We start from the raw sequence: 16,157 nt of genomic DNA on the forward strand, positions 1-16,157 counted from the left end.
GCACCGTTTCGCGACTTCGCGGCCCGCACCGCGGATATGCTCCGCCGGTGATCAGGGTGCTGAGGGACTTCTCGACCGGTGTCGGACTGCTCGGCCAGGGTTTCTCGCTGGTGTTCCGCTCGCCGAAACTGCTGCTCATCGGGGCCGTGCCGGCGTTGCTCACGACCGTGCTGCTGATCGGCGGCGTGATCGGGCTCGCGGTGTGGATCGACGAGATCGCCACCTGGGTCACGCCGTTCGCCGACGACTGGAACGACGGCCTGCGCGCGGCCACCCGCTTCGCCGCCGGGTTCTCGATCATCGGCGCGTTCGTCGCGATCGGACTGCTGCTGTTCACCGCGATCACGCTGATCATCGGCGGACCGTTCTACGAGCACATCGCGGAGACCGTCGAGGACACCCACCTCGGCGGCGTGCCCGAGGCCGAGCAGGTGAGCTGGCTCAGGTCGGCGGCGGTCGGCGCGCGCGACGCGGTCCTGCTCGTCGGCATCGCGATCCTGTTCGCCATCCCGCTGTTCGCCGCCGGGTTCATCCCGGTCGTCGGCCAGACCGCGGTGCCGGTGGTCGCGGTGCTCGTCAACGCGTCGCTGCTGGCGATCGAGCTGACCGCCATCCCGTTCACCCGGCGCGGCCTCAAGCTCGACGTGCGCCGGCGCACGCTGCGCAAGCGGCGCGCGGTCACGCTCGGCTTCGCCGTGCCGACCTACCTGCTGTGCCTGATCCCGCTGGCGGCGCTGGTGGTGCTGCCGGCGGCGATGGCGGGCGGCACGGTCCTCGCGCACCGCCTGCTCCACGACCAGATCAGGTGAACGGCACCCACGCCTGCCGCGCCAACCCGTCGATCCGGTCGACCCCGACGCCCGCGGCCGACACCGTCCACAGGTCGTCGCCGATCACCAGCGCCCGGCGGATGCCCGGGTCGTAGGCCGACTGCTCGTGCCGGACCGTGCCCAGCGCGGAGAACGCGGCGTCGCCCAGCCGCAGCACCAGCAGCCCGCTCGACGTGGCCGCCGGCTCGCCCGCGCCCGACCCGGTCACCGGCAGCACCACCAGGTCGCGGGCGGGCCAGTACAGGAACGCGTGCGGGTCGAACTCGACCTCCGAGCTCGCGCCGGGCAGGTGGTGGCCCGCGACCTTGGCAGGCTTCGCCGGGTCCGACACGTCGAACAGCGACACCTGCGTGCCGGTGGTCCGGCCCCGCTCCGTGGCCTCCTGGCCGACGCCGATCAGCTTCCCGTCGCCGGCGGGGTGCAGGTACGCCGAGTAGCCGGTGATCTTCAGCTCGCCCACCCGGCGCGGGTTCGCCGGGTCGGACAGGTCCAGCGTGTAGAGCGGGTCGACCTGCCGGAACGTCACCACGTACCCGACCGGCCCGGCGAACCGGACGCTGTAGATCCGCTCGCCGACGCCGAGCCCGTCGACCTTGCCGACCTGGGCGAGCGTCGCGCCGTCCCGCTTGAGCACGGTCACCGCGCTCTGCGTCACGGGCGCCTGCTCGGGGATGCCCGGCGCGTCACCGGTCGTCGTCGCGACCCGCAGGTGCCCTTGGTGCTCCGACAGCGAGTACTGGTTGAGCAGCGTGCCCATGACCCGCCCGGACGCCACGTGCTTCGGCGGACCCGGCTGCGACACGTCGAACTGGTGGATCGCCGTGAACGCGGACGTGGTCGGCGCGAACCTCGTCATCGGCCGCAGGTGGTGGTCGTCGGCCACGTACAGCGACGTGCCGGTGCCGTACACCGCGTCACCGTCGGCCATGATCGTCACCGCGTCGCCGCTGCCGAGCTCGCCCGGGAAGTCGAACGTCAGCACGGACAGCATGGACGTGGCCGAGTGCTCCTCCGGGTGGCTGACCCGGTCGCACGCCACCAGCGTGCCCTCCGAGCGCGCGCCGCCGGCGTCGGACAGCTCGTAGCGCGGCAGCCACGCCTCGATCGGCGCGGTGGCGACGAGCTCCCGGTTCGCGATCAGCGACTCCGCCTCGCCGCGGGTGTCCGTCGGGTACACCCAGGGCAGCCGCGGCCCCGAGTGCACGACCACCCGCACCACACCGCCGACCTGCCGCGCGTCGACGTACCGGCCGTCCACGGTCAGCGTGCCCAGGATCCGCGGCGCGCCGGACAGGTCGACCAACGTCACCGACGAGTCCTCCGCGTACACCTCCGCCGGGCCGTCGGCCACGATCCCCCGGCCCGCCAGGCCCTGCCCGGCGCCGATGAGCAGCGCGCGGTCCTCGTGCAGCAGCAGTTGGGTGGAGTGGCCCGCGGGCACGTCCAGCGTGCCGGTGAGCCGCCGGGTGGCGACGTCCAGCACGCGGAGCTTGCCGTCGGCCACCGTCACGACCCGCCTGCCGTCGGTCTTGACCAGGTCCGGCTCGTCCACGCCCGCTTCGTGCGCGTTGGTCTTCGAGTGCTCGGGCACGGCGGCGGAGTCGCGCTGCGCGCTGCCCGCCCGCGCGTCGACCTGGCTCTCCATCGCGACGTCGCCGTCGGCCTTGGTCAGGTAGCGGTGACCGCCCAGCCCGTACACGCCGACGTGCGGCGCGATCGCCTCCCGCAGCCCGGCCAGCGCGGTCTCGCACGTGTCGAACGCCACCAGCTCCACCGGCACGGCCTCGATCGGCGGCACGACCCGCCAGTCCTCCGCCTCGGTGGGCACGGCGGAGGCCGCGCTCACCCCCACCACCAGCGCCGCGCCGCCGAACAGCGCCGCACGCGTACCCCAGGACCATCGCCTCATGCACCCAGGACGGGACGGGTCGGGCAAAAGGTTGCGCGGCCCCGGTTCCGCCCCGGTCACGGTTCCGACCCAGGCCACGGTCCGGGTCGCGGTCCGGGTCGCGGTCCGGGTCGCGGTCCGGGCCCGGTCGCGGCTCGGGCGTAGGCCGATCGGACGCACCGGGGTCGACATGATTGAGTAGGTCCGGACCGATTGCCCAACACCCCCGCGTCCGGGGGTGGAGCGACCACAGGAGAGTCAAATGGCCCCGAGCAAGCCCGAGGTCGAGCCGTACGAGGGCGCCGCGCCCGCCGACCTGGTGATCGAGGACATCACCGTCGGCGACGGGCCCGAGGCGGCCCCCGGTCAGCTCGTGCACGTGCACTACGTCGGTGTGTCGCACTCGACCGGCGAGCAGTTCGACGCCTCCTGGGACCGCGGCGAGGCGTTCAGCTTCCCGCTGGGCGGCGGCCGCGTCATCGCCGGCTGGGACCGCGGCGTCGCGGGCATGAAGGTCGGCGGCCGGCGCAAGCTGGTCATCCCGGCGCACCTGGGCTACGGCGACCGCGGCGCGGGCGGCGTGATCAAGCCCGGCGAGACGCTGATCTTCGTGGTGGACCTGCTCGGCGTGAACTAGTGCCGGCACGGCCCGGTTTCGCCCCCTGCTCCGTTCGGAGCATTCGACCCGGGAGCGAAACCGGGCCGTTCACCTTTGCGTCATCCTGAACGCACCAACCGCGCGTCATCTTCTAGGGGGAGAGCCGCCGTGCCCGAGGACATCGGCGCGTCCGAGCGGATGCTCGGCCAGTGGCAGCAGAGCATCGAGCAGAAGGCCGAGCGCTACCAGCAGATGGCCGCCCGCGTGCAGGGCATGACCATCTCCGAGTCCTCTCGCGACGGCTCGGTGAAGCTCACCATCGGCTCGAACGGCATCCTGACCAACCTGGAGATCGCCGAGTCCGCGCGGGACAAGCGGATGGCCGAGGTGTCGGCCGAGGTGATGAGGACCCTGCAACGCGCGCAGGCACGCATCCCGGAGCTGCTCCAGCAGGCCATGGCCGAGACCATCGGCACGCAGGACGAGACGGCCAACGTGCTGTTCAACGAGGCCAAGCGCAACTTCCCCACCCCGCCGCACGAAGAGCCCACGCCGCCGCCGGCAGGCCGTGAGATGCGCTTCGGCATCGAGGACGACGACTCGCCCGCGCGACCCGCCCAGCGTCCGGGGCCGCCGTCCGCCCCACCGCCGTCCACGCCGCCCCCGTCGCGCAGGCCACCGCGCCGGTCGGACGAGGACGACGACTTCGGCGGACAGTCCTTCCTTTCGTAGCACGCTTTCCAGGGGGATCGCATGGCCGGTTTCGAGATCGTCGCGGACACGCTCGAGGCGCACAGCAAGCAGCTGGGCGACCTGGGCGCGCGGTTGCAGGGCGCGGTGGACGCGGCCAAGACCGTGAGCATGCCCACCGACGCTTACGGCATCCTCTGCCAGCCGTTCCGGATGATGCTCGACCCGGTCGAGCAGTACGGGCTGGACGCGTTGCAGGGCGCGGTGGAGGCGATGGACGCCGCCGGGAAAGCGGTGAAGGACACCGTCGACCAGTACCGCGAGATGGAAGAGGCGATCCGCGACAGCTTCAAGGCCGGTGACTGATGGCGGGCGAGAACCCCCTCGTCGAGGCGCCGCCCGCGGAGTCGGGCTCGTTCTTCACCGCGGGCACCGGCGACAACGGGTGGGCGACCGGCATCTCCATCGCGGAGTCGGCGATGGACACGTTCAACGGGATCAAGGACGGCAACTGGGTCGAGGCCGGCCTGGGCATGGTCGGGCTGGCCGCGGACGCCGCCGCGATGGCCATCGACCCGTTCGGCACGCTGCTGTCCTCGGCCGCGGCGTTCCTGATGGAACACATGCAGCCGTTGAAGGAGATGCTGGACTGGCTGGCCGGGAACCCGCCGGTGATCGAGTCGTACTCGACGACGTGGAACAACGTCGCCGAGGAGCTGGGCAAGATCGCCGAGGAGTACGGCGCGGGCGTGCGGCGGGGCACCGAGGGGTGGACCGGGTCGGCGGCGGAGACCTACCGGACCAACTCCGAGGTGCACGGTGACGCGCTGACGGGCGCGGCGTCGGCGGCGGGGACCGTCGGCACGGTCGTGGGCCTGATGGGCATGGTCGTGGGGTTCGTGCGCGAGATGGTGCGCGACCTGATCGCCGACCTGGTGGGCAAGCTCATCGCGTGGGTGCTGGAAGCGGTGTTCTCGCTGGGGTTCGGGACGCCGGTGATCGTGGCGCAGGCCGTGACCGCGATCTCGAAGTGGGCCGCGAAGATCGCCAAGATCGTCCAGGACCTGCTGAACACCATCAAGAAGGTCTCGCCGATGCTCAAGCGTCTGGTCGAGGTCTTCGAGAAGATCATGAAGGTGGTCGGCAAGCTGGCCGGCAAGGTCACCGGCCTGGACGTGCTGGACCCGGGCAACATCAAGAAGGGCGGCTTCCTGCAGACCGGGCGCGCCGACATCGACGCGCCGTCCGGCAGCCCGGACACCAGCCCCTCCGGCACCGGCACCAGCGGCACGGGCACCAGCGGCAACGGCACTTCGTCCACATCGGACAGCGCACCGCCGTCGAACCGGCCGGGTGACACCACTTCCACCTCCGGCAGCACCACCGCCGACGCACCCCCCACCTCCCGGCCCGGCCGCGGCGACCCGGCCGACCTGCCCCCGTCGTCCCCGCGCCCCGGCCGCGACCCGGGCGGACCGGAGCACGACCTCCCGCGCGGAGCCACGCCCGGACCGGGCAGCCCGGCCCCGGGGAACACCACCCCGGGCAACACCACCCCGGGCAACACCGCGCCACGCGGCACCTCGCCGGTCGGCGAGCACCGAGGCGGACCGGGCGGCAACGCCCCCATCGGCGAACATCGGGGCGGACCGGGCGGCCAGCCCGCGCCGGGGAGCTACAGCGGTGGCGGCGGCCCCAGCCCGAACGGCGGCGGCAGCCCGAGTGGTGGCAGCCCTGTTGGCGGTGGCGGTCCCAGCGGCGGCGGATCGCCCGGTGGCGGTTCGCCGAATCCGACGACCCCACCGCACCGCTTCGACCAGACGTCCGCGGCCACCGCCGCGGCCACCGAGGCGCCGGCACGCCCGGACCAGCCCCACTCCGGTGGCCCCTCCACCGGCAACCCGAACACCACTGCCCCGCAGTCCAACCAGCCCGGCCCCGGCAGCGCGGGCGGCGCTCCGCCCGCCGGCTCGCCGGGTGGCGGATCTCCGGGCGGCGCACCCGGTGGCGGCGCACGTCCGGGCAGCGGCGGCGGCTGGACCGGCACGCCCGGCAGCCGAGGCGACGCCCACTCCGGCATCCCGGCCGCACGCGGCCCCGAGAACCTCTCGCCCTCGTCACGCGGGCCCTCGGGCACCAACCCGTCGCACACCGGACCGACCCACGCGGGTCCGACCCACGCGGGTCCGACCCACGCGGGCCCGACCCACACCAACCCCGCGCAGGCCGGTCCACCGCACCAGGGCCCTCCGCACCAGAGTCCACCGCACCAGGGCCCACCGCGCACCGGGCCCGCGAACCCCTCCGCGCCGCACTCGCCGAGCGGACCGGCGCACACCAACCCGCCGCACACCACGCCGTCCCAGCACAACCCGAACAACGGGCCGCCCAACCGGGGTCCGGCGGGCGCGCCGCACCAGCGCGACGGCAGCCCGGACTTCGCCCGTCCCCGAGGCGGCGACGGCCCGGCGCCGCACGCCCCGAAACGGCCCGACGGCCCACCGCTCCAGCGGCACCCCGACTCGTCCACGCCCGCGCCCCGCCGCGACCCGGACGCGCAGCCACCGCGCCGCGACCAGGACGGCATCCCCTCCCAGCGCCGCGACCCGGACGCGTGGACCCCGCCCCACCGCGACCCCGACCCGCACGCGGACTCGCCCACCCCGGACAGCGCCAAACCGGACGGCGCCAAACCGGACGGCGACGGCCCGCACGGCGACGGCCCCGACCCCACCCGGCCCGACGGCGACCAGCCGAGCATCGACGAGGCGCACGCCCGGCACGGTGAGACCACCCCCGCCGGCATCTCGCACCACCGGGGCGACGGCGACATGGGCGACCTGCCGCACCGCGTCCCACCCGACCCGCGCTACTTCACCGCCGACGTCCACGTCACCCCCGACGGCCGGGCGAGGATCGGCAACCACACCTACACCCCCGAGCAGTACGGCGACCTGTTGCGCCGCAACGGCTGGGACGGCAAGACCCCCATCCGCCTCATCGGCTGCGACGCCGGCCGCAACGACTTCGCCGACCGCCTGTCCCGCCACACCGGCGCGGACGTCCTCGCACCCACCAAACCCGCCTGGACCGACACCAACGGCCGCGTCTACACCAGCGACGCCGAGATCGGCCCCGACGGCAACCGCCGACCCCGCGTCCCGCCCAACGGCGAGTGGAACACCCACCGCCCCGACGGCACCACCGCCAGAACCGGCGACGACGGCTACGCGCCCGGCACCGACGACGCCGACAAGGCCGACCACACCGGACCCGACGACGCCCGCGTCCGGGGCGCCCCGGACGAGGAGCACAAGCCGCCGACGGCCACGACTCCGCGCGACCCCACGGAGTTCCCGCCGGCCGAGCCGCCGTCACCGACGCCGGACGCGCCGGAGTCGGGCCACCTGCCCGACCGGTCGCGCGGCGCGGTGCTGGAGCGGATCGACGTCACCGACACCACCCGGGTGACGACGAGGGACGGGCGGATCGAGACGGTCGACGGGAAGCCCGTCAAGCAGTACGTCGGCGAGCTGGCCGAGTCCCGGGCCGCCAACCACGGCGGGCGCGCGGGACGGGCGAACGGCCCGTACGTGGCGGTCGCGGTCGACCTGCGGACCGGGTTGGTCACCGAGGGCGTCAACGGCAAGACCACCGACCTCATCGCGCCCAAGAACCTGCACCCCTTGCTGCGGGAGAACTACCGCGACATGGACGTGTGGGAGCACCCGATCATGGACGGCCCCGACCAGGTGAAGCAGGCGCCGGTCAAGAACCCGGACGGGCCGGGGCACCTCAAGGACGAGAACGGCGACGACCTGCTGCAGGACTGGGTCCTCCAAGGACAGGTGCACCCGGACCAGCCGTTGCGCCACGCCGAGGTGAAGGCGGTCAACGAGCTGCTGTGGGCGCGGCAGCAGCAGCACGAGCGGGACTGGTTCGAGCAGCACGGGCCGGGTTCGACGCCGCCGCCGCTGCCCCGCGAGGCGTTGCAGGACATGCGCTTCGACCCGCGCAACCTCCAGGAGCAGCTGCGCAAGGACGCCGACGGCGTGAAGGTGAAGACCGGCGACATCGGCGACCCCGGCCCGGCGTGCGGCAACTGCAGCGTCATCCTGAGGGACGTCGGCAGCTACAGCGGTAGGCTCCAGTACGCGCCGTTCGACTACCGCTCGAAGGCGAACCTGATACCTCCAGTGGCGGAATGACGATGCGCATCGACGAGTCCGAGACCTACGTGGACGACACCCAGCGGGTCATGCACGACGACGGGCCGTTCACCGGTGAGGCGGAGTACCGGGGCGAGGACGGCGAGCTGCTGGAACTCACCACGTACTACGACGGCATCCCGAACGGCCCGCAGGAGGAGTACTACCCCGGCGGCCAGGTGAAGTCGCGGGGCGAGAACCACATGGGCATGGCCGTCGGCGAGTGGCACGAGTGGCACCCCGACGGCAAGCTCGCCGCGCACCGCACGTTCTCCGCCAACGGCTGGCCGCTGCACGTCAAGGAGTGGGACGCGGACGGCGTCCTGGTCCGGGACGAGAAGCTGGGCTGAGCCCGCCGGACCGGGAGGCCGGGCCGCAGCGCACGACCGGGTGACGGGGGGCCTGGCCCGACCGCGCCCTGGGTCCGGTCGATCGGCCCGGTCCGCGGCGGCGGCGGGCGTCGGGGCCGACTCCCGGTCTCACCCGACCGGACCACGGGGCTGTGTCGTGGCCGTTAAGATCAGCCCGCCGTGTCCGGGGGGAGCCGAAGGGGTGTTCGACGCATGAGCCAGCCAGCCACACCGCTGACCGAGCAGGAGCAGAACCGGCTCGTCAAGCAGATCGGCCGCGCCATGCTCCCCGCCCTGCCGCCGGGGTGGCAGCGCGTGCGGGCGGAGTACCGGGCGGCCGGGCGGCACATCGAGGTGGACCTGGCGTTCGCGGGCCCCGACGGGCAGTGGCGGCCGGTGCGCCCGCCGATGGACGTGGTGCAGCTGTTCGGGCAGTTGCGGACCGGGATGTACGAGCCCGTGCGCGGCACGTGGCTGAGCGCGGTGTACGAGATCGAGGCGCCGGCCGCGTTCTCGGTCGACTTCGACGCCGAGGACGAGCCGCGCTGGCGCAACGCGCCGCCGGTGATCGGCTTCCAGGACGAGCTGCGCACGTTCCCCCGGCAGGACGAGCGGATCCCGCCGTGGCTGCGGCAGCGCGTCGGCCTGCCGCCGCTGCCCGAGCCGGAGCCGGAGCGGCCGGACGGGGAGCTGCGCACCGCGCACGTCTACGACGGCCGGGACGAGGCGGGCCGCCCGGTGGTCAACCGGCAGCTGCTCGACCCGCAGCTGGTCGACGCGCTGCTGACCTACCTGGAGGGGGCGCCGGTCGTGCTGGCCGCGCGCAACCTGGACGTGGACGAGTTCATCCCCGGCGACCAGGACGTGCCGCTGAACTTCCGCACCGACGGCGCCTGGATCTGGGCCGGCGCGGTGCCGCACTACCTGCGCAAGCACGGCCTGCCGCCCGAGCCGGAGCTGGTGGCACACATCGTGGGCCGCGGCTTCCGGCTCGACGAGGTGGACGAGGCGACCCGGGAACGCGCGGTCACGATGATCACCGGCGAAGCCTGACCGCACCGCGCACCCGCGGACCGGTCGGCTCCCGCCGGCCGCACCCACGATCCGCACACACAACCCCGCCCTTCGCGGGCGCCCACTCGGACGTGCCGGACAGCGGCCACGGGTGAGGCAGAGGTCACCATGCCCGACCTCGGTTGTTTACGTAGAGTCGCTAGATGTGCGCACTCTGTCGATGCAGTCCGACGATCGGGTTACCTATGCGCACAAAAGCGCACGCTCGGGATACCCTGTGCGCATGAGTCCCGCGCTGGAGGCGGTGTTGGCCAAAGCAGGTCTGCAGGTCACCCCCGACGAGTTCCTGTCGCTGGTGGCCGACGCGGCGAAGAAGCTGGCGCCGCCGCACCCGGACCCCGCGAGCTACTTCCCACCCGACCAGCGCGACGCGCTGGAGGACGTCGGCCTCGACCTGAGCCCGCACCGCGTCCTCGACGACCAGGGACGCGCGCGGACCGTCGTGGCGCACGCCGTGCTGCGCGACTCGGCGCTGACCGTCGGCGAAGCCGCCCGGCAGCTGGGCGTGGACACCAGCCGCATCCGGCACCGGCTCGGCGTCGGCCGCCTGGTCGGCTGGAAGGACCGGGGCAGCTGGCGGCTGCCCGCCTGGCAGTTCGCGGGCGGCGGCGTGCTGCCGGGGCTGGAGGCCGTGCTCGCGGCCGTGCCACCGGACCAGCCCGCGCTCGTGGTCGCCGGGTTCATGACGACCGACCAGGAGGACCTGGTGGTGGACGGCACGCCGACGACGCCGCGCGAGTGGCTGCTGGCCGGCGGTGAACCCCGCCGCGTCGCGGCACTGGCCGAGCAGCTGGGCACGCCCGCCTGACCGGTCGCACTCCCCTGTCGCCGAGAACCTTGGACACGCATGTCACGGCTTCCCCAGCCGCCCGCTCCCGCTGTGCTCCAGGCGACGCTGCGCCGCACCGAGGACGTCGTGGCGGTGCACCGGGCCACCCGGTTGGTGCGCATCTTCGCCGCGAAGGGGCTGCACCCGCAGCGCTGGAACAGCTTCCGCTACACCGGCCCCCTGCCGCACGCGCGGTTCGACACCCAGCCGACCGCCCCGGACGGCTCGCCCACGCACGCCCACGACCAGGGGGTGCTGTACTTCGGCCTGACCGTGCGCACGTCGGTGGCCGAGGTGTTCCAGGCGACGTCGGTGGTGGACCGGCGCACGCGCAGCCCGTTCCTGGTGGTGATGCGGCCACGCCGGACGCTGCGGCTGCTCGACCTGACCGGCCTGTGGCCGACCCGGGCGGGCGCGTCGCAGGAGATCAGCGCCGGGCCCAAGGCGATCACGCAGCAGTGGGCGCGGGCGATCCGCGCGGCCTACCCCGAGCTGGACGGGCTGTGGTACCGCTCGTCGATGGACTCCGGTGTCCCGGCCGTGTGCCTGTGGGACCCGCCGGCCGGCACGGGCCTGCCCGCCTCGCCGGACGTGCTGCTGCCGTTGGAGCACCCCGGCCTCGACCTGCCGCTGGCGCGGGTGTGCGAGGAGCTGAACTACACCCTGCTGGGCTGACCGCGCCGGCGCGGCGCCGGGAGGAACCGGGCGTACCTGACCTCGGGCAGCTCCTGACCGGCCAGCTCGTAGCGGTTGACCAGCCCGTCGTGCCGCCAGCCGTGCGACTCGTAGAACCCGCGGCTGCGGGCGTTGTCCTGGAACACCCACAGGACCGCGTACCGGAACCCCTGCTCCATGAGGTGGCGCAGCCCGGCCTCGTGCACCTCGTGCCCCGCGCCCTGCCCGTGGTAGCGCGGGTCGGCGTAGATCGCCACCAGCTCGCCGGTGTGCAGGTCGGGGTGCGCGTCCTGGGACTCGCGGACCGAGTCGACGGCGCAGTAGGCGCCGATGCGGCCGGTGCCCTCGTCGACCGCGACGAACACCCGGCTGGGTTCGGGCAGCCGCAGCACGCGCGTCCACGCCGGGAGCCTGCTCTCGGGCAGCATCCGGTCCAGCACCGGGTCGTCCACTATCCCGCGGTACGAGTGCTGCCACGCGTCCACGTTGATCCTGGCGATCTCGGGCGCGTCGTCGGGCCGTCCGGCCCGCACGGTCCACTGCATCCGGTGAGAGTGCCGCAACGACGCCGCCGTCCGCTAGCCATTGGCCCAACCCCGGCGGGGCGCGCCGGTGCACACGTACCCGGAGTACGTCTGGTTCTTCACCCGGAACCGGGTGAACCGGAAGCGGGTGGGGTCGAGCTCGTGGAACCGGGTGCGCACGACGTCGTCGTGCAGCTGCTGCGAGATCACCAGCACCAGGTCGTCGTCGGCGGTGGCCGCCAGCGCGTCGCGGACCACCTTGGCGTCCAGCAGCCGGCAGGTCACGATGGGTGCGTCGCCGACCAGCCCGAACGCGCCCGCGGTGAGCGGCCCGCAGTGCATGGCCACGCGCATCCGCAAGGGCGTGCCGGCGCGGCGGAGGTCGGCCAACGCCTCGGCGAGCTGCTCGGTGAAGTGGGCGACCACCCACGCGGCGTCGACGTCGGTGGGCAGCACGGCCAGTTCGCCGTCGCCGCGCACCTGCCGGTACCACAGGTCGCGGTCCAGCCCGGCCTTGCGGGCGGCCACGTCCAGCACGTCGCTCAGCCGCGCCTGGACCAGCGACTGGTCCAGCGCGTCGAGCTTGCTGTAGCCCTCGACGTCCACGGCCACCACGAGGCGGTAGACCAGGCCGCGGAGGGGCATCACCATTTCCAGCGTCACACGACGAGCATCGTCCCGGGCCGCGTCCGGAAGTAGGGCGATCACCGGGTTTCCCGTTTCACAGTTCCGCGATCTTCCGCAGCACGTCGCGATCCACGATCGTGGTAGTGCGGTATCCCATGGTGATCACCCCGCGGTCGCGCAGCGTGCGGAACTCCCGGCGAGCGGTGTCCTCCTCCACCCCGACGAGCGAACCGATCTCGCCCTGGGTCAGGTTGAGCTTCAACGCGATGCCCTCGCCGCCCTGGTGACCGTAGGCATCGGTCAGGTACGCCAGCACCCGGGCCAGCCGCACGGACGCCGGGTAGCCGTTGAAGTCCATGCGCCGCTGCTCGCCCCACTCCAGCGTGCGCAGGATCATCTTGTCCAGGTCGAAGTGCGCGGCCGGGAACCGGGTGAGGAAGTCGGTGAACTGCGCCGCGCTGACCACCCGCGTGCGGGTGTCGACGCACGCCGTCACGGTCGCCGAGCGCGGCTTGCCGGTCAGGAACGCCATCTCGCCGACCAGGTCGCCGCCGACCTTGACGTTGAGCAGCGCGACCCGGCCGTTCTCCAGCGTCACCGTGGCCTTGACCAGGCCCTGCAGGAGCAGGATCACGTGGTCGGACCGCTCGGCCTCGCGCACGAGCGCGTCGCCGCGCCGGAACACCTTGGGCACGCCGAGCCGCAGCAGCGCCTCCCGGCCGGCGTCGGACACCGTCTCCAGGTACGTGCCGGTGGGCCAGCCCGATGGGATCACCATCTCGTCAGACCTCCTCCGCGAGGGACCAGTGTGCCGCTCGCGGAGGAGGTGGACCCGGGATTACGCCCGGTTCAGGCCAAGTGTCGCGCCCACCAGTCCAGCACGGCGTCGAACCGCTGCGCCCGGTGGCGCGGCTTGCCCGAGCGGGTCAGCTCGTGGCCCTCGCCGGGGAACACCAGCATCTCGGCCTCGACGCCGTTGCGGCGCAGCGCGACGAACAGCCGCTGCGCCTGCTCCAGCGGGCAGCGCCAGTCGTGCTCGGAGTGCACGACCATGAACGGCATGGAGATCTTCTCGGCGTAGGTCAGCGGGCTCATCGCGCGCTGGGTCTCCAGGCTCGGCCCGCAGTAGGCGTCGGCGAAGAACCAGCCGATGTCCGAGGAGCCGGCGAAGGAGTCCCACGCGTTGACGGCGCGCTCGCTCCACGCGGCGCGGAACCGCTCGCCGTGGTGCGCGGCCAGCCAGGAGGTCATGAAGCCGCCGTAGGAGCCGCCCATCACGCCCACGCGGCCGGCGTCGAGGTCCGGGCGCTCCAGCGCGACGTCCAGCACGGCGAGGACGTCGTCCACGTCGACCGTGCCGAACCCGCCGACTACGGCCTGGCCGTGCGCCTGGCCGTACCCGGCGGAGCCGCGCGGGTTGGGCAGCACGACCGCGTAGCCGGCCGCGGCGTACACCTGGGCCTCGTCGAAGAAGCCCCAGCCGTGGTACATGAACGGGCCGCCGTGCACGGCCAGCACCACCGGGTGCGGGCCTTCGCCCTCGGGCAGCACCAGCCAGCCGTGCACCGGGTAGCCGTCCGGCGCGGCGCCGGTCAGCTCGACCGCCGGCCGCAGGGGCACGGTCGAGCCGAAGTCGGTGAGCGTGCCGCCGCCGACGAGCTGGACCTCGCCGGTGTTGTCGGAGGTGGACACCACGGCGACGACCCGGTCGCCGTCGGCGGCGAAGGACTTCACCTCGGCCCGCTCGCCCGCCAGCAGCTCCAGGTCGGCCAGCGCGGCGGCGTCGGCGTCCAGCGGCACGCGGCGCAGCTCGACCGCGCCCCGGTTGCGGACCGCCACGAGCACGCCCGCGTCGGTCACGACCGGCGCGCCGGCGGCCTTCTCGCAGTCGACGGTCTCCAGGTCGGTGAGCCGGGTGAGGTGCTCGCCGTCGAACCGCCACAGGCTGGTGTTCCGCGCGATGGCGGCCGTGCCGGGCGCGTGCTCGGGCGAGTAGAACAGCACGCCGCCGTCGGGCAGCGCGACCGGCAGCATGGCCGCGCCGGGCGTGCGCACCACCAGCTCGGGCTCGCCGCCGGCCGCGGGCACGCGGTAGACGTCGTTGTGGAAGGACTCGGCCGCGCCGAAGTCGCGTTCGGCCAGGAACAGCACGGCCTCGCCGTCGGCCGTCCAGGCCGGGTCGGCGACGGAGCACGTGCCGTCGGTCAGCTCGACCGGCTCGGCGTCGGCGTCCAGCGCGTCCACGGTGAACAGCCGCGCGTGCCGGTCGGCGGTGAAGCCGACGTCGTCGAGCCGGTAGTCCAGCCGGGTGATGTGCCGGGGCGCCTCGGCGTCCGGTGTCGGCGCGTCACCGCCCTCGACGAGCGGCGCGCCGTAGCGACCCGCCTCGGGCACCCGCGAGGTGAACGCGAGCCGCCGCGAGTCCGGCGCCCACACCGGCGCGCCGGCGCCCAGGCGCAGGTCGGTGAGCGCACGCGCCTCGCCGCCGTCGGCGGGCATCACGTGCAGCTGCGGCGCCTTGCCCTTGGCCGTGACGCGCAGGAACGCGACCCAGCGGCCGTCCGGGGAGATCCGGGGTGCCAGGTCGCGTTCCGCCCACGTCCAGCTCGTCGTCCCGCCGCCGTCCAGGGCGACGCGGTGCAGCCCGCCCCGGTAGGCGTTCGCGGCGACGTCCGGGGTGGCGACGTTCACCAGGACGAGGTCCCCACGCACCGACACGGAGCCGGGCTGGGTCAACGACTGCAAGTCATCGGGGCGCACGCTTCAGCACGTTACCCCAACGATCCTTAGCAAGGCTCACGAGATTTTGACGCTCACAGATGGTCACTGGGAGTGGGCACCGGCTTGACCGCCTCGGGGTGGCGACGCACCTTGACCAGGCTGGCGATCGTGGTGATGGCCAGCACGCCCACGATCACCGACAGCGACACCTCGATGCCGATCGTCGGCACGTGCAGCGGCTCACCGCCGTTGAGGAACGGCAGCGAGTTGGTGTGCAGCGCCTCCAGGATCAGCTTCACGCCGATGAAGCCGAGGATCACCGACAGGCCGATCGACAGGTACACCAGCTTGTTCAGCAGGCCGCCGAGCAGGAAGTACAGCTGCCGCAGACCCATCAGCGCGAACGCGTTCGCGGTGAAGACCAGGAACGGCTCCTTGGTCAGGCCGAAGATCGCCGGGATGGAGTCGAGGGCGAACAGCAGGTCCGTGGTGCCGATGGCGACGATGACGATGAACATCGGGGTGACGAACCGCTTGCCGTCGATCCGGACGAACGACTTGCCGCCCTGGTAGCCGTCGGTCACCGGGTACACCTTGCGCACGAGCCGCAGCGCGACGTTCTCCTTGAACTCCTCTTCCTCCTCGTTGTGGTCCGTCCGCGCCAGCTTGTAGCCGGTGTAGATGAGGAACACGCCGAAGAGGTAGAAGACCCAGCTGAACTGCGCGATGACCGCCGCGCCCACGGCGATGAAGATGCCGCGCATGACCAGCGCCATCAGGATGCCGATCAGCAGCACCTTGTGCTGGTGGATCGCGGGCACCTTGAAGGTGGTCATGATGATCAAGAAGATGAACAGGTTGTCGACGCTCAGCGAGTACTCGGTGATGTACCCGGCGAAGAACTCGCCCGCGTAGACACCGCCCGAGAAGAACCAGATGCCGAGGCCGAACAGGATCGCCACACCCACGTAGAAGGTGACCCACCGGGCGGCTTCGCCGATGGTGACCTCGTGCGGTTTGCGGTCGACGATGAAGAGGTCGATGGCCAACAGGACCATCAGACCGGCGATCGTGGCGAACCACAGCCACACGGGAACAGACACGACTCAACCTCCGGTGCATCGCGCGCACGCCAATGACCGG

Annotated in this window: 15 protein-coding genes; 9 read left to right on the forward strand and 6 right to left on the reverse strand. The window is 73.0% G+C overall.

Features of this window, described 5'->3' with window-relative positions:
• The first annotated feature begins 56 nt into the window (after positions 1-56).
• The gene (locus IOD16_RS27445; protein ID WP_123748441.1) at positions 57-809 is read left to right on the forward strand and encodes an EI24 domain-containing protein; all 753 of its coding nucleotides are present in this window, start codon (positions 57-59) and stop codon (positions 807-809) included.
• Here the strand turns inward: IOD16_RS27445 and IOD16_RS27450 are convergent.
• Positions 802-2,739 carry a beta-propeller domain-containing protein gene (locus IOD16_RS27450; protein ID WP_201436681.1) on the reverse strand — a complete coding sequence of 646 codons (1,938 nt, stop codon included), beginning with the start codon at positions 2,737-2,739 and terminating at the stop codon, positions 802-804. The two genes, IOD16_RS27445 and IOD16_RS27450, sit on opposite strands and share 8 nt — an antisense overlap.
• 241 nt (positions 2,740-2,980) lie before the next feature.
• On the opposite strand from IOD16_RS27450, the gene IOD16_RS27455 reads away from it, so the two are divergent.
• The 8 genes from IOD16_RS27455 to IOD16_RS27490 all read left to right on the forward strand — a co-directional run bounded on the left by IOD16_RS27455 (position 2,981) and on the right by IOD16_RS27490 (position 11,142).
• Positions 2,981-3,355 (forward strand): FKBP-type peptidyl-prolyl cis-trans isomerase, encoded by a 375-nt coding sequence (locus tag IOD16_RS27455; protein ID WP_123746294.1) that lies wholly within the window; start codon positions 2,981-2,983, stop codon positions 3,353-3,355.
• Positions 3,356-3,484: 129 nt separating this feature from the next.
• A complete protein-coding gene (locus tag IOD16_RS27460) occupies positions 3,485-4,048 on the forward strand; it encodes a YbaB/EbfC family nucleoid-associated protein (protein WP_201436682.1) in 564 nt (187 codons plus the stop codon).
• A gap of 21 nt (positions 4,049-4,069) precedes the next feature.
• Positions 4,070-4,372, forward strand: coding sequence for a type VII secretion target (locus IOD16_RS27465; RefSeq protein WP_201436683.1), 303 nt, complete (start codon positions 4,070-4,072; stop codon positions 4,370-4,372).
• Positions 4,372-8,214, forward strand: coding sequence for a hypothetical protein (locus tag IOD16_RS27470; protein ID WP_201436684.1), 3,843 nt, complete (start codon positions 4,372-4,374; stop codon positions 8,212-8,214). The genes IOD16_RS27465 and IOD16_RS27470 overlap by 1 nt, the downstream gene beginning before the upstream one ends.
• The gene (locus tag IOD16_RS27475; protein ID WP_123746291.1) at positions 8,211-8,564 is read left to right on the forward strand and encodes a toxin-antitoxin system YwqK family antitoxin; all 354 of its coding nucleotides are present in this window, start codon (positions 8,211-8,213) and stop codon (positions 8,562-8,564) included. The genes IOD16_RS27470 and IOD16_RS27475 overlap by 4 nt, the downstream gene beginning before the upstream one ends.
• Before the next feature lie 213 nt (positions 8,565-8,777).
• Positions 8,778-9,617, forward strand: a complete 840-nt coding sequence (locus tag IOD16_RS27480) for a hypothetical protein (RefSeq protein WP_201436685.1) — start codon at positions 8,778-8,780, stop codon at positions 9,615-9,617.
• A 244-nt stretch (positions 9,618-9,861) separates the two neighbouring features.
• A complete protein-coding gene (locus IOD16_RS27485) occupies positions 9,862-10,446 on the forward strand; it encodes a DNA-binding protein (protein WP_123746289.1) in 585 nt (194 codons plus the stop codon).
• Between the two features lie 39 nt (positions 10,447-10,485).
• Entirely contained in the window at positions 10,486-11,142 is a 657-nt protein-coding gene (locus tag IOD16_RS27490) for an RES family NAD+ phosphorylase (RefSeq protein WP_123746288.1), read from the forward strand.
• Here IOD16_RS27490 and IOD16_RS27495 read toward each other — a convergent pair.
• The 5 genes from IOD16_RS27495 to IOD16_RS27515 form a co-directional block, all read right to left on the reverse strand.
• Positions 11,124-11,687, reverse strand: a complete 564-nt coding sequence (locus IOD16_RS27495) for a GNAT family N-acetyltransferase (RefSeq protein ID WP_123746287.1) — start codon at positions 11,685-11,687, stop codon at positions 11,124-11,126. The two genes, IOD16_RS27490 and IOD16_RS27495, sit on opposite strands and share 19 nt — an antisense overlap.
• 33 nt (positions 11,688-11,720) lie before the next feature.
• Positions 11,721-12,329, reverse strand: coding sequence for a hypothetical protein (locus IOD16_RS27500; protein WP_236594419.1), 609 nt, complete (start codon positions 12,327-12,329; stop codon positions 11,721-11,723).
• 58 nt (positions 12,330-12,387) lie between these two features.
• Positions 12,388-13,071 (reverse strand): Crp/Fnr family transcriptional regulator, encoded by a 684-nt coding sequence (locus IOD16_RS27505; RefSeq protein ID WP_201436686.1) that lies wholly within the window; start codon positions 13,069-13,071, stop codon positions 12,388-12,390.
• 71 nt (positions 13,072-13,142) lie between these two features.
• The gene (locus IOD16_RS27510; protein WP_201436687.1) at positions 13,143-15,053 is read right to left on the reverse strand and encodes a S9 family peptidase; all 1,911 of its coding nucleotides are present in this window, start codon (positions 15,051-15,053) and stop codon (positions 13,143-13,145) included.
• A 53-nt stretch (positions 15,054-15,106) separates the two neighbouring features.
• On the reverse strand, positions 15,107-16,117 hold the full coding sequence (locus tag IOD16_RS27515; protein WP_123746283.1) for a TerC family protein: 1,011 nt from the start codon (positions 16,115-16,117) through the stop codon (positions 15,107-15,109).
• Between the last annotated feature and the right edge of the window lie 40 nt (positions 16,118-16,157).

Source organism: Saccharothrix sp. 6-C, from assembly GCF_016695385.1.
In the GTDB taxonomy this organism is placed as follows: domain Bacteria; phylum Actinomycetota; class Actinomycetes; order Mycobacteriales; family Pseudonocardiaceae; genus Actinosynnema; species Actinosynnema texasense.

Excerpts from the sequence above, each read along its gene's own strand:
- IOD16_RS27455 (WP_123746294.1), top strand. The coding sequence starts at position 2,981 with ATGGCCCCGAGCAAGCCCGAGGTCGAGCCGTACGAGGGCGCCGCGCCC.
- IOD16_RS27475 (WP_123746291.1), top strand. The coding sequence starts at position 8,211 with ATGACGATGCGCATCGACGAGTCCGAGACCTACGTGGACGACACCCAG.
- IOD16_RS27470 (WP_201436684.1), top strand. The coding sequence starts at position 4,372 with ATGGCGGGCGAGAACCCCCTCGTCGAGGCGCCGCCCGCGGAGTCGGGC.
- IOD16_RS27480 (WP_201436685.1), top strand. The coding sequence starts at position 8,778 with ATGAGCCAGCCAGCCACACCGCTGACCGAGCAGGAGCAGAACCGGCTC.
- IOD16_RS27450 (WP_201436681.1), bottom strand. The coding sequence starts at position 2,739 with ATGAGGCGATGGTCCTGGGGTACGCGTGCGGCGCTGTTCGGCGGCGCG.
- IOD16_RS27465 (WP_201436683.1), top strand. The coding sequence starts at position 4,070 with ATGGCCGGTTTCGAGATCGTCGCGGACACGCTCGAGGCGCACAGCAAG.
- IOD16_RS27505 (WP_201436686.1), bottom strand. The coding sequence starts at position 13,071 with ATGGTGATCCCATCGGGCTGGCCCACCGGCACGTACCTGGAGACGGTG.
- IOD16_RS27485 (WP_123746289.1), top strand. The coding sequence starts at position 9,862 with ATGAGTCCCGCGCTGGAGGCGGTGTTGGCCAAAGCAGGTCTGCAGGTC.
- IOD16_RS27490 (WP_123746288.1), top strand. The coding sequence starts at position 10,486 with ATGTCACGGCTTCCCCAGCCGCCCGCTCCCGCTGTGCTCCAGGCGACG.
- IOD16_RS27495 (WP_123746287.1), bottom strand. The coding sequence starts at position 11,687 with ATGCAGTGGACCGTGCGGGCCGGACGGCCCGACGACGCGCCCGAGATC.